The following is an 11,629-nucleotide window of genomic DNA, read 5'->3' on the forward strand; positions in this document are numbered from 1 at the left end:
GGGGCCCTCGGTCTCGATCCGCTCATGAAGCGTCCGCAGCCGTTCCCGGTGGGCGTCCACGGTGAACCCGGGCACGATCCACACGACCTTTCGCAGGAAGTGCACCGCGGCCCCGATGTCGGCGAACGGCAGCGGGAGTTCGTCCGGGCTCGCGACCACGGCCACCCCCTTGGGGTGCAGGAGTCGGGTGGCCTCGGCGACGTTGGGCGGATGACCCTCGGTGGGTTCGGCGACGGCCTCGGCCACGAGTTCCTCGAAGTCACGGTGCATGGGGCCATCGTCGCGGTACCGGCCGTCGCCGCCAACGGGTTTTCGGTGGGGGCGCCGCGCCCTCGTCGATGATGGGACGTCAGGATGGTCCGGTATGAGGAAGCTCGCCCGTCGTGTCAGGTTCGCCTTCGCCCCGTCCGCCGTGGCCGCCGGGCTCATCGCCGTCCTGGTCGGCGTGACCAGCTCCGCCGCGATCGTGTTCACCGCCGCCGAGGCGGCGGGCGCCTCCCCCGGAGAGACCGCGTCCTGGATGCTCGCGCTGGGTGTGGGCATGGCCGTGACCTGCGTGGGTCTGTCCCTGCGGTACCGGGCACCGGTGGTGACCGCTTGGTCCACCCCCGGCGCCGCGTTGTTGGCGGTCGGCCTGGACGGGGTGACCATGGCCCAGGCCGTGGGAGCGTTCCTGTTCTCCGCCGCGCTCATCACCCTGAGCGGGGTGACCGGCTGGTTCGAGCGCGTCATGGACAGGATCCCCGTCCCCCTGGCCGCCGGGTTGCTCGCCGGTGTGCTCCTGCAGTTCGGGATCGGCCTGTTCGGCAGCATGGAGGGCGACTTCGCGGTGGTGTTCGCGATGTTCGCGACCTATCTGGTGTGCCGAAGGTGGCTGCCCCGGTACGCGGTGCTGCTGTCGCTGCTCGGTGGTGGCCTGGTGGCCGCCTTCGAGGGGTCCTTGAGCCTGGGCGCGGTGGACCTGGCCCTGGCGACCCCGGTCTTCGTGGCGCCGGAGTTCTCCTGGCAGGTGTTGGTGAGCGTGGGACTGCCCCTGTTCGTGGTCACGATGGCGTCCCAGAACCTGCCCGGAGTGGCCGTTCTGCGCGGCGACGGCTACCAGGTGCCGATCTCGCCGGTGATCGCGTGGACCGGGGCGACCAACCTGGTGCTGGCCCCGTTCGGCTGTTACGGCATGAACCTGGCGGCGATCACCGCTGCGATCTGCACCGGCCCGCAGGCCCACCCCGACCGGAACCGGCGATTCCTCGCCGGGGTGTGGGCCGGGGTCTTCTACCTGGGGGTCGGCGTGTTCGGCGCGACCGTGGCGTCACTGCTGGCCACGCTGCCCTCCTCACTGATCCTGGCCATCGCGGGGCTGGGTCTGCTGGGCACCATCGGTGGTTCGCTGGCCTCGGCGACGGCCGACACCGACGCGCGCGAGGCGGCGGTGGTGACCTTCCTGGCCACGGCCTCGGGGCTCACCCTGTTCGGTGTGGGTTCGGCCTTCTGGGGCCTCCTCGCCGGGGTGCTCACCCTGGTGGTCACCCGGTGGGGCCGCCGGGGCGGCGACCCCGAAAAACCCTTGCCCCGCGGGAAAAGCGTGCGCTATAACTGATCCGCCGCACCGAACGACGGTGCGAGCCCACGACGAGAAGGGAGGCGTTCCCGATGTTCCGCATGATCACCGCGTCCGCTTCCGAGGTCGGCCTCCGACGCTGACCAGGGTGACGGCGGGCGCACCACACGAAGGTGAAGCCTTGACCGTTCTTCCGAACGACCTGACCATCCGCACCATCACCGGTCCTGAGGAACTCGACCTCTTCAACCGGTTCCCCTACGCCCTCAACGACGAGTTCCCCGTGGACATCGCCGAGGGCCGCCGCCGCCCGCAGTGGATGTGGGTGGCCACGCACGGCGACCGTCTCATCGGTCGTCTGTCCTGGTGGTGCCGCCCCCAGGACGACCGTCCCTTCCTGTTGGACGTGTTCGACGTCGTGGACGCCCCCGACGTCGACCGGATCGCCGTGGCCGAGCACCTGGTGCGCACCGCGGCCGCCACCGTCCTCGGTGAGGACACGACCTGGCCCGAGTACCTGCGTTTCCTTCCGGCCGACTGGCGCGAGCGACCCGAAGAGCGGTCCATGGTCGAGGACCTGATGGCCGTCTTGGAGAAGACCGGTGGCCGGCCGCTCACCGAGCGGCTGCGTTTCGAGTGGCGGGAAGGTTCCCGTGAACCCGAGGTCGGCGACCGGCTCCGTTTCCGCGAGATCACCGACACCACGGAGATCCTCGACCTCATGGTCCGGGCCCTGGACGGGACCCTGGACTGTCACGACCGGGCCGACCTGCGGGAGAAGTCCGCGCGCGAGGTCGCCGAGGCCAACTTCGCCGACGAGTTCGCCGCCTACACCACGCCGCGTTCGTGGTGGCGGGTGGCGACGTCGCCCGACGGCGAGCCGGTCGGGTTCGTCATCCCGGCCCGCAACGCCTACCACCCGATCATCGCCTACATCGCCGTGCTCCCCGAGTACCGCGGCAACGGGTACATCGACGACCTGCTCGCCGAGGGCGGTCGCGTGCTGCGGGAGGCGGGCGTGGCCCACGTCCGGGCCGCGACGGACCTGGGCAACGTACCCATGGCCCGCGCCTTCGAACGCGCCGGTTACGACACCATCAGCGGGATGGTCACCATGGTGTGGGAGTAACCTCCCCTGCTGAGATGGGGGTGGGCCGGCCTCAGCGGGCCATGGACAGGATCCGGCCGACCTCCGCGACGCCTGCGACCAGCTCCTGGGGGTCGGCGGTCATGCCGGCGACCACCAGGTCCACCTCCTCCAGGTTCGCGCGGGACAACAGGGCCTTGTCGTTGGTGACCCACTCCCCACGGCCGGCGGTGAACTCCGAGGCCATGGTGCGCCCCGAACTCCACCGGCGGATGTGGGCGAAGGTGTACGACCCCCTCAGGGCGGACGCCTCACCAGGCGCGTGACGGAGCACTACGCGGCCCTCGGGCACGTCGACCCGGGCCGGGTCAACGACCTCACCGCCGGCATCGGCGAGTTCCCACTGCCCGTCCTGGGAGTACGACCATGACCACACGAAGAAACCCCGGACCCGGGTTCACGGGCACGGGGCACGGGTAGGGAAATTCTTCGTACTCGATCTCGAAGCCTGGGGGAAGCCTGTGAACGCCGTGCTGTTCGACATGTTCGGTGTGGTCGCCATGGACCAGTCGGTGAGGGTCCGCGAACAAATGGTGGAGTTCGCCGGCCACGACCACGACCCCTTCTGGGAGGCCTACTGGGCGCGGCGGCAGCCCTACGACCGGGGCGACCTGGACGGTCCCGCGTACTGGAAGGCGGTCGGTGAGCGTCTGGGCACGCCCTTCACCCCCGAACAGGTGGAGCGACTGATCGCCCTGGACCTGGACAGCTGGTCGCGGATCAACGACGAGACCGTCGAGGTGGTGCAGGGGCTGGCCGCGGCGGGCAGGCCCATCGGATTGCTGTCGAACATCCCCGAGGACCTCGCGAAACGGTTCGAGGAACGCTTCCCCCACGTGCTCGACCTGTTCCCGGTGCTGGGGCTGTCCTGCCGGATCGGTCACGCCAAGCCCGAGGCCGCGGCCTTCGAGTGGTGTCTGGAACGGCTGGGTTTCCCCGCCGAGGGCGTCCTGTTCGTGGACGACAACGTCACCAACGTGGCGGCGGCGCGTGACCTGGGCCTGCGGGGGCACCGATTCACGACGGTGTCCGAACTGCGGCGGGCGCTGGCGCACGGGTGAGTCCCCACGGCGACGCTCCCGGCGCGTCCGGTGGAGGCCGGACGCGCGGGTCGGCGGTCGGTTCTCAGGCGTCGAACTCGCGGAGGAGTTCGGCGACCTTCTCCGGCTGCTCGTAGAGGGACAGGTGCCCGGCGCCCTCGATGGTGCGCACCTGGGTGTGCAGGAAGCGACGGGCCGGGCCGTGCAGTCGCGCGGGTGAGAAGAACGGGTCGTGCGACCCGGTGGCCACGGTGACCGGGGTTTCGGCCCAGGCCCTGAAGAACTCCCCGTACAGAGGGGTCGGTGTGGAGTTGGTGCGGCAGTGACGGGCCACCAGTGTCAGCCACTCCGCCTCGGATCGGTGCTCCGCGCAGTCGGTGTCCGTGGACGGACCGCTGAGGAACTCGATCAGTCGGGTACTGGTCTGCTCGTTGGGGTGGATCATCCACGGCAGGGTGGCGCGCATCGACTCCGAGCTGACCCCGGCGGCCGTCAACCCGGCGGGGTTGAGCAGCATCAGTCCGGCGACCAGCGGGTTCGGGGTCGAGGACAGCGCGATCGCGGCGCCCCGGGAGTGTCCCAGGACGATGACCGGGCGGTCGGTGATCTGTGGCAGGAGTTCGTCGAGCCACTCACCGTAGGCCTCCATCCGGGAGCCGGCGTTGCGCCTGTTGCAGCTCAGGCCCGGCTGTCCCGGTGGGTCGACCAGCAGCACCGGCCGGTCCGCGGCGAGCGCGCGGGCGGCGGGGACCGTGGTGGCGGCGTTGAAGTTGGTGCCCGACAGGACCAGGACCGGGGTTCCGGGCCCGCCCAGAGCACGGAAGGCCTGCGTGGGCCCCAGACCGGTCTCCACCGGCGGCAGGGGACCGAGATCGGGCCACCGACTCAGGGCTTTGTGACACCAGGCGTGCACGGAACGCTCGGCGTTCTCGGAGCGGTAGACGCGCGCGGCGCGACGGGGGACAACGGTCATGGATCTGATTTCGCGTAGAGAGCTGAGGTGTTCGCCGACCTGATTTCCCGGCGCACCAAGAGAGGACTGTACGCCTCTGTCGGGCCCCTGGCCACTCCAGGGGCGGGCCCCCCGAAAAGGTGTCGCCCGGCAGTGGCGTCGCACAGATTCATACCCTTGCCGAAGTGTCCACTGGTGGGTGTGTTCTCCCTGGTGCGTGGGCCGATGATCCCGACCGGAAACGGTCTTCGGGCCCCAAAGACGTTTATTTTCGACTCCGATCGGTCGATACCGGAATCGGCCACATGATGGGCCTTCTCGATCATCGGATGAACCATCGACGAAAAACGGTCGCCGAGGTGATTTCACGCACTCCAGAGCCGCCGGCCCCACCCTGGCCGACGGCTCTCGTTCCGGAGGCGGAGCGGGGTCAGGCCGGCAGACGCACGAGCATCTTGCCGGTGTTGGCGCCGCGCATCATGCCGAGGAACGCGTCGACCGCGTTGTCGATCCCGTCGACCACCGTCACCTTGCTGTGCAGTTTGCCCTCCGCGAGCCACCCGGCGGCGCGCTCGTAGTACTCGGGGGCCAGGTCGCCGTGGTCACCGACCAGGAAGCCCTGCAGCTTGATCCGCTTGCCCACGAGCAGACCGAGGTTGTCGGGACCGGGGGTCGGTTCGGTGGCGTTGTAGACCGAGATGGCCCCGCAAAGGGCGGCACGACCGTGGACACGCATCCCCTGGATGGCGGCGCGCAGGTGGTCACCGCCGACGTTGTCGAAGTAGACGTCGATGCCGTCCGGCGCGGCCTCGGCGAGCTGCCCCTCCAGATCGCCCTCGCGGTAGTCGATGGCGGCGTCGAAGCCGAACTCCTCCAGCAGGCGACGCTTCTTCTCGGGTCCTCCCGCTGAGCCGATGACCTTGGCGGCGCCCAGCTGCTTGGCCATCTGCCCGGCGAGGCTGCCGACCGCACCCGCCGCACCGGAGACGAACACGACGTCGCCCTCCTTGAGTTCGGCGATGGCGGTCAGGCCCGCGTAGGCGGTGAGGCCGACCATGCCGAGCGCGCTCAGGTAGGCCTGGGCGGGCGCGGCCTCGGTGTCGATCACCTTGGCGCGGGCGGCGTCCATCAACGCGTACTGGCGCCAGCCCTGGAAGTGCAGGACGCTCGCGCCGACGGGCACGTCGGGGCTCTCCGAGGCCACGACGGTGCCCACCGCGCCGCCGTCCATGACCTCGCCGAGACGGAACGGCGGCACGTAGGACTTGACGTCGTTCATGCGCCCCCGCATGTAGGGGTCGACGGAGATCCAGTCGTTGCGGACCTGGATCTGGCCGGGTCCGGGGTCTTCGACGGTGCTCTCGACCACGGCGAAGTCCTCCGGTTTCGGCTCCCCGTCAGGTCGGGCGACGAGGTGGACTTCCTTGGAAACGGGCATGCTTCTCCCCCTGTTTGTGTTCGTTTCGAACGCCGAGACCCGGGCTGTTCACTCAGACCCTAGGCGGTTCGAACAGGGTCGGGGCGGAGCGCGCCCCACCCTGTGTCGACGTCTCCGTGAGTCGAGGAACGCGACATCGTCGACCCGGTGGACGAGCGGGTGTCCGTCGAGGACCTGGGGACCATGGACGTGTCGGGCGGTGAGCACCACGCCATGGCCGCGAGACCGACCCTGCCGGGGAACGGCGCGTGCGGGGCGGCCCGAGGGTAACGTCGCCCTATGAGCGAGTCGACCGAACCCCTGGCCGGTACCCGCCTTCAGGTGGTGCTGCCCGACGAATCACCCGACGTTTCGATCTCCACCCTGATCGACCTGGGCGTGCGGGCCGACGAGCTCGGGGTGGACACCACCTGGCTGCCCGACCACCTGCTGCCGCCCCGGCCCTACGGAACGGTGTTCGGCGGCGTGTACGAACCCCTCATCACCCTGGCCCACCTCGCGGCGCACACGAAGCGCGTGCGGTTGGGCACCTCGGTGCTGGTCCTGCCCATGCGCGACCCCTTCGTACTCGCCAAGCAGGTGGCCACCTTGGACCGGCTCTCGGAGGGACGCTTCACGCTCGGGGTGGGCGTGGGCTGGTCGCGGGAGGAGTTCGCCGCGGCGGTGCGCTGAGCGGCCCGTTCTGGCTACTTCTGCGACCCCGGCAGGCCTCTGCCGCCGTACTTCTTGTGGATGGCCTGTTTGGACACCCCGAGCGCCTCGGCGATCCGGGCCCAGGTGAGACCCTGGTTGCGGGCTCGGCGCACCAGAACCGCCTCGACGCGTTCGGACTCCGAGCGCAGCTCCACGAGCGATTCCAACGACTCCAGCGTGTTCTCACCCCGTAGGGACCCTGCGATCTCTGCCAGTCGTTCGGTGCTCTCCATGGGTCAACAGTAATTGACACCTGGCGTCGCCGTCGCCACGTATCTTGATGCCCATGCCGATCATCGAACGCGCGCGTGCCGAGGACATTCCGGCGATCGTCGCCATGCTCACCGACGACCCCCTCGGAGCGGCCCGCGAGACCCCCGACGACCTCACCCCCTACCTGAAGGCCTTCGAGGTCATCGACGCCGATCCCCATCAGTACCTGGCCGTGGCCCGACGGGACGGACGGGTGGTGGGCACCCTCCAGCTGACCGTTCTTCCGGGGCTCTCCAGGACGGCGGCCACCCGCGCCCAGGTGGAGGGGGTACGGGTGCACGCCGACGAGCGCGGCGGTGGGCTCGGCACCGAGCTGCTGGAGTGGGCCGAACGCGAGGCCGGGGAGCGCGGCTGCGTGCTGCTCCAACTGACCTCGGACGCCACCCGCGTGGACGCCCGCCGTTTCTACGAGCACCTGGGATACGAGGCCTCGCACGTGGGCTTCAAGAAGCCCCTGGCCTGACCGGCCGTCCGAAGGCCGGCATCGGGATCACCGACGGGGAGGGGCCGGACGCGGTGTCCTTGCTCCGGCTCGCCGGACGTCTCGGGACGCTCAGGGCGTGACGATGGCGAAGACCGGATCGGGAAGGTCCAACAGACCCATCAACCTGTCCACCAGCGTCTCGTCTCCCGCGAACGCCATGCCCTCCGTGCCCTTGCCCGCGATCAGCCGCAGCAGCCGGAACTTGTTCAGGGTGACGACCAGGTCCGGTTCTCCCCGACGCGGCTTCTCCCTGGTGGTGAAGGCCCCGTTGGAAAGGGTGGTCCGGTGGGTGGTGTTGAGGTCGGTGAACACCCAGTCGATGACGAAGTGCTCCTCCCACGCCTTGGGGCCGTTGATCCGGATCCCCAAGGAGGTGAAGAGCTGCTCCAGCGAAAGCGCCGAGGTCACCCCCGTGCTCGTCTCCATGGCGGTCTCCGGCTTGCCGTGCCGCAGCTCGGCCGCGCCCTGGAGGTAGAAGTTGCGCCAGGTTCCGTTCTCCGAACCGAACCCCAGCTGTTCGTAGACCTCCACCAGCGCGGCGCGGGCCCCCTCGTGCCCGGGGTCGGAGAACACCGCGTGATCGAGCAGGGTGGCGGCGAACCTGAGGTCGCCCTCGGCCCGGTATTCGCCGGCCTTGCGAACCACCTCGTCGATGCCGCCCATGCACTCCACGTACCGTCGCGCCGCGTCCTCCGGCGGATGTTGCCACAGGTGGGCGGGGTTGCCGTCGAACCAGCCCATGTACCGCTGGTAGATCGCCTTGACGTTGTGGCTCACCGAACCGTGGTAACCGCGGGTGTGCCAGGCGCGCTCCAACGCGGGAGGCATCTGGATGCGTTCGGCGATCTCCGAACCCACCATCCCCTGGTTCATCATCCTGATCGTCTGGTCGTGCAGGTAGGCGTAGAGGTCGCGTTGTTCGCACAGGAAGCGGACGATCCGGTCGGTGTCCCAGGTGGGCCAGTGGTGGGAGGCGAACAGCACGTCGGAGTCGTACGCGAACAGTTCCACGGCCTCGTCCAGGTACCGCGCCCAGGCACGCGCGTCCCGGACCGGGGCCCCGCGCAGGGTGAGGAGGTTGTGCAGGTTGTGGGTGGCGTTCTCCGCCATGCACAAGGCCCGGTGTTCGGGGAAGTAGAAGTTCATCTCCGCGGGCGCTTCGGTGCCCGGGGTCATCTGGAAGACGATGCGCACCCCGTCGACGACCTCCTCCTGCCCGGTGCGGGTGATGTCCCGGTTGGGCGCGATGAGGGTGATGGTGCCGGTGGAGCTCGCCTGCCCCAGCCCTACCCCGATCTGCCCTCGAGGCCCCGGCGACAGGTGGGCCCCGGTGTGGAACAACCCGCGGCGGGCCATCGCGGGGCCGGTGTAGACGTTCTCCGACGCGGCGTTCTCCATGAACCACTTCGGGGCGAGGATGGGCACGTTGCCTTCGGTGACACCGCCGACCCCGCCGAAGTGGTCGACGTGAGAGTGCGAGTAGAGGACCCCGCTGACCGGCCGATCGCCGCGGTGGGAACGGTAGAGCTCCAGTCCCGCCCTCGCGGTCTCGGCGGAGATCAAGGGGTCGATGACCAGGACGCCCTGGTCGCCCTCGACCAGTGTCATGTTGGACAGGTCCAGACCTCGGACCTGGTAGATCCCCTCGGTGACCTCGTACAGCCCCTGTTTGGCGCATAGTCGGGACTGGCGCCACAGACCGGGGTGGGCGGTGTCGGGGCAGTCCTGGTCGAGGAAGGCGTAGGCCTCGGTGTCCCACACCACCCGGCCCTGTTCGTTCCTGACCTGTCCCGGTTGCAGTCTGGCGATGAGTCCACGGTCGGCGTCGACGAAGTCGTCCCCGATGGCCGCGTCCTCGTGTCCGTTCCCGGTCATCACTGTCTCCTCGTCGTACCGACGGCCGCCGGCACGGGCGGTCCGTGTCGGCGGCGTGGAAGGGCTCTCGGGCCCTGGGGACCCAGGTCCGTCAGGAGCGGAGCGCCTCGACGAGTTCCCGTTCGTTGTCCTTGGACAGGTTGGTCTGGATGACGGTGGGGTGCAAAGGCTTGAACGCGTCGACGACCCGGTCGATGGTGGCGTCATCGGCGAGCAGGAACACCGCGGCGCGGTCCTGTTCGAGTTCGGAGCCGATCTGTCTGATCATGTCGTCGTCGATGCCCACGTCGCTGAGCTTTCCCGCGATCGCGCCCGTGCCCGCTCCCACGACCAGGCCCAGGAGCGGGTTGAGGAAGAGCATGCCGATGAGGGTGCCCCACAGAGCGCCCCCTGCCGCACCGTAGCCGGTCAGGTGGAAGGTCTGGTGGATGCGCGGGCGCCCCTTGTCGTCCTTGTAGGCGTAGGCCGCGTCCTCCAGCCGGAGGAGCTCCTGTTTGCCCAGCTCGGACGCGATGTCGAGTGCCTTCTCCGCGGTGTCGCGGTCGGCGACCCCCAGTACGATCAGCTGCGCCATGGATGTGTGTTCCCTCGTCGTCGGTTCCCGGCCCGAGGTTCCAGGCCTTGGCCCGGACCCTTTCCCAAAGCGGCTTTGGTCAACGTCAGCGAGGGGGACGTTTCACGCAAAACCTCACAGATCACGCAGGGGTCCGCCGGGTCCGAAACCGGGGTCGTCGGGGTCGTTCTCACGGCCGACCTGGCGGCGGACCAACCGGTAGAGGACGTATCCCCAGACCAGGACGGCGGTGGCGACCATCAGGTAGCCCAGCGTGCCGAGTTCCACGGTTCCTCCCTGCCCGTCCCCTACCCGGCGCGATGGGCGCGGACGCGACGGGCCAGGACCATCCGGGTGGTGTAGGGGAAAAGGACCCTACCGTCGGGGAAGTGGTGAGCGGCCATGGCGCGCAGTTCGGTGCGCAGGCGTTCCGCACCGACCTCGCGGGCGGCGGCCGCCACCCTGCTGGAGGACATGGCCATACCGAGATGGCCGTCGGGGGTGAGTTCGCGGGTCCAGTCGAGGGTGTGCTCGACCGCTCCGGTCAGACCTTCGACGGCCGAGAGTTCCCCGACCAGGTCGTAGGAGCGGTAGTGGCGATCGTAGCCGGGGCTGTACCGCTCCAGCAGGGTCTCGTACTCGTCGACGAAGGCGCTGCGCAGGTCGCGGTCGTTGTTGAGCACCGCCAGGGTGCCGCCCGGTTCCAGGAGTCGAACGGCCTCGGCGAAGAAGGCCGGGCGGTCGAACCAGTGCACGGCCTGGGCGGTGAGGACCAGGGCCGCGGAGGCGTCCGAGAAGGGGATCTCCTCGGCGCGGGCGTCCACGTACTCGACACCACCCTCGTCCGTGGCGGTGGCGCGCATGTCGTGTCCCGGCTCGACCCCCACCACCCTGGGGTCGGGACCGAAGACGGCGCGCAGGGCACGGGTGGAGATGCCGGTCCCGGAACCGACGTCGAGCAGCAGTCGGGGATCGGCGACACCATCGAGCACGTGGTCCCGCAGAACGTCCAGGGCCTTTGAGGGGTAGTCCGGCCGGTGGGCCCGGTAGTTCTCGGTGAGTCCGGCGAAGGCCTGGGTGCGGTCGTTCAACGAATCCCCTTCGGGTGGGAACCTCTCGGGCTCGGGTCGGATCGACACGGCCACATCCTACGGGGCGCCCGATTCCGTGTTCCATGGCTTTCCTACTGATTTGATCGACTTCGAGTACGGCCCCGCTCTGCCGTCTAACCACTCGCCGCGAACGGACCGCGACCGGACGCGTGAGGTGACCGCCGCGCACTCCCCTGCCCGAACGGAGCACCATCACGGCCCCCGACCTCACCGTCCGCCGTGTCGCCGGGCGCAACGAGTCCACCGACGTCATCCGGTACTGGAAGAGCAGCGGGGTGGCCGGCGCGCCGACCGACCCCGAGCGAGGAATCCGTTCCCACAAGCACCCGCCGATCCCGTGAGGTCCGGACGAAGGGGGGCCGCCACGCCGCCTCGGCGGACCCGCCTGGTCTATGCTGGCCAACATAGGTTACCTGTCAGTAACATGCGGGTCGCCGACGGCCCGACCCACGAAGGAAGGCAGCACACCCATGCCCACGCTCGAACGCCACGACGAGGTCTTCG

Annotated in this window: 12 protein-coding genes and 3 pseudogenes; 6 read left to right on the forward strand and 9 right to left on the reverse strand. The window is 69.4% G+C overall.

The genetic code is table 11. The annotated features are described in order from the left end of the window. Positions 1-270 (reverse strand): annotated as a pseudogene (locus tag K8V84_RS17195) (hypothetical protein); the annotation flags it as partial. 94 nt (positions 271-364) lie between these two features. Here K8V84_RS17195 and K8V84_RS17200 point away from each other — a divergent pair. Together K8V84_RS17200 and K8V84_RS17205 are read left to right on the forward strand one after the other, a co-directional pair. Beyond that, positions 365-1,597 carry a benzoate/H(+) symporter BenE family transporter gene (locus tag K8V84_RS17200; protein WP_304076123.1) on the forward strand — a complete coding sequence of 411 codons (1,233 nt, stop codon included), beginning with the start codon at positions 365-367 and terminating at the stop codon, positions 1,595-1,597. Positions 1,598-1,739: 142 nt separating this feature from the next. Next, entirely contained in the window at positions 1,740-2,687 is a 948-nt protein-coding gene (locus tag K8V84_RS17205; protein WP_304076124.1) for a GNAT family N-acetyltransferase, read from the forward strand. A gap of 31 nt (positions 2,688-2,718) precedes the next feature. Here K8V84_RS17205 and K8V84_RS17210 read toward each other — a convergent pair. Next, positions 2,719-2,874, reverse strand: a pseudogene (locus K8V84_RS17210) (nucleotidyltransferase domain-containing protein); the annotation flags it as partial. A 292-nt stretch (positions 2,875-3,166) separates the two neighbouring features. Here K8V84_RS17210 and K8V84_RS17215 point away from each other — a divergent pair. Continuing rightward, on the forward strand, positions 3,167-3,766 hold the full coding sequence (locus K8V84_RS17215) for an HAD family phosphatase (protein ID WP_304076125.1): 600 nt from the start codon (positions 3,167-3,169) through the stop codon (positions 3,764-3,766). A gap of 64 nt (positions 3,767-3,830) precedes the next feature. Here the strand turns inward: K8V84_RS17215 and K8V84_RS17220 are convergent, their stop codons facing one another. Together K8V84_RS17220 and K8V84_RS17225 are read right to left on the reverse strand one after the other, a co-directional pair. Further along, positions 3,831-4,718, reverse strand: coding sequence for an alpha/beta hydrolase (locus K8V84_RS17220; protein ID WP_304076126.1), 888 nt, complete (start codon positions 4,716-4,718; stop codon positions 3,831-3,833). A gap of 409 nt (positions 4,719-5,127) precedes the next feature. Next, on the reverse strand, positions 5,128-6,135 hold the full coding sequence (locus K8V84_RS17225; protein WP_304076127.1) for an NADP-dependent oxidoreductase: 1,008 nt from the start codon (positions 6,133-6,135) through the stop codon (positions 5,128-5,130). 147 nt (positions 6,136-6,282) lie between these two features. Here K8V84_RS17225 and K8V84_RS17230 point away from each other — a divergent pair, with 147 nt between their 5' ends. Together K8V84_RS17230 and K8V84_RS17235 are read left to right on the forward strand one after the other, a co-directional pair. Continuing rightward, positions 6,283-6,405 (forward strand): hypothetical protein, encoded by a 123-nt coding sequence (locus tag K8V84_RS17230; RefSeq protein WP_304076128.1) that lies wholly within the window; start codon positions 6,283-6,285, stop codon positions 6,403-6,405. Between the two features lie 9 nt (positions 6,406-6,414). Beyond that, positions 6,415-6,795: pseudogene (locus K8V84_RS17235) on the forward strand (LLM class flavin-dependent oxidoreductase); the annotation flags it as partial. Between the two features lie 26 nt (positions 6,796-6,821). On the opposite strand, the gene K8V84_RS17240 reads toward K8V84_RS17235, so the two are convergent. After that, positions 6,822-7,061, reverse strand: coding sequence for a helix-turn-helix domain-containing protein (locus K8V84_RS17240; RefSeq protein ID WP_304076129.1), 240 nt, complete (start codon positions 7,059-7,061; stop codon positions 6,822-6,824). A 53-nt stretch (positions 7,062-7,114) separates the two neighbouring features. Between K8V84_RS17240 and K8V84_RS17245 the strand changes: the two genes are divergently transcribed. Then, the gene (locus K8V84_RS17245; RefSeq protein ID WP_304076130.1) at positions 7,115-7,564 is read left to right on the forward strand and encodes a GNAT family N-acetyltransferase; all 450 of its coding nucleotides are present in this window, start codon (positions 7,115-7,117) and stop codon (positions 7,562-7,564) included. 90 nt (positions 7,565-7,654) lie between these two features. Here K8V84_RS17245 and K8V84_RS17250 read toward each other — a convergent pair whose 3' ends face one another. The 4 genes from K8V84_RS17250 to K8V84_RS17265 form a co-directional block, all read right to left on the reverse strand. After that, a complete protein-coding gene (locus tag K8V84_RS17250) occupies positions 7,655-9,460 on the reverse strand; it encodes an alkyl/aryl-sulfatase (protein WP_304076131.1) in 1,806 nt (601 codons plus the stop codon). Positions 9,461-9,551: 91 nt separating this feature from the next. Beyond that, positions 9,552-10,034: a DUF1269 domain-containing protein gene (locus K8V84_RS17255; protein WP_304076132.1), complete on the reverse strand. Its 483-nt coding sequence runs from the start codon at positions 10,032-10,034 to the stop codon at positions 9,552-9,554. A gap of 114 nt (positions 10,035-10,148) precedes the next feature. Next, on the reverse strand, positions 10,149-10,301 hold the full coding sequence (locus K8V84_RS17260) for a hypothetical protein (protein ID WP_304076133.1): 153 nt from the start codon (positions 10,299-10,301) through the stop codon (positions 10,149-10,151). Positions 10,302-10,321: 20 nt separating this feature from the next. Continuing rightward, positions 10,322-11,104 (reverse strand): class I SAM-dependent methyltransferase, encoded by a 783-nt coding sequence (locus K8V84_RS17265; protein ID WP_304076134.1) that lies wholly within the window; start codon positions 11,102-11,104, stop codon positions 10,322-10,324. Between the last annotated feature and the right edge of the window lie 525 nt (positions 11,105-11,629).

This window comes from Nocardiopsis listeri (genome assembly GCF_020741345.1).
GTDB lineage: Bacteria > Actinomycetota > Actinomycetes > Streptosporangiales > Streptosporangiaceae > Nocardiopsis > Nocardiopsis listeri_A.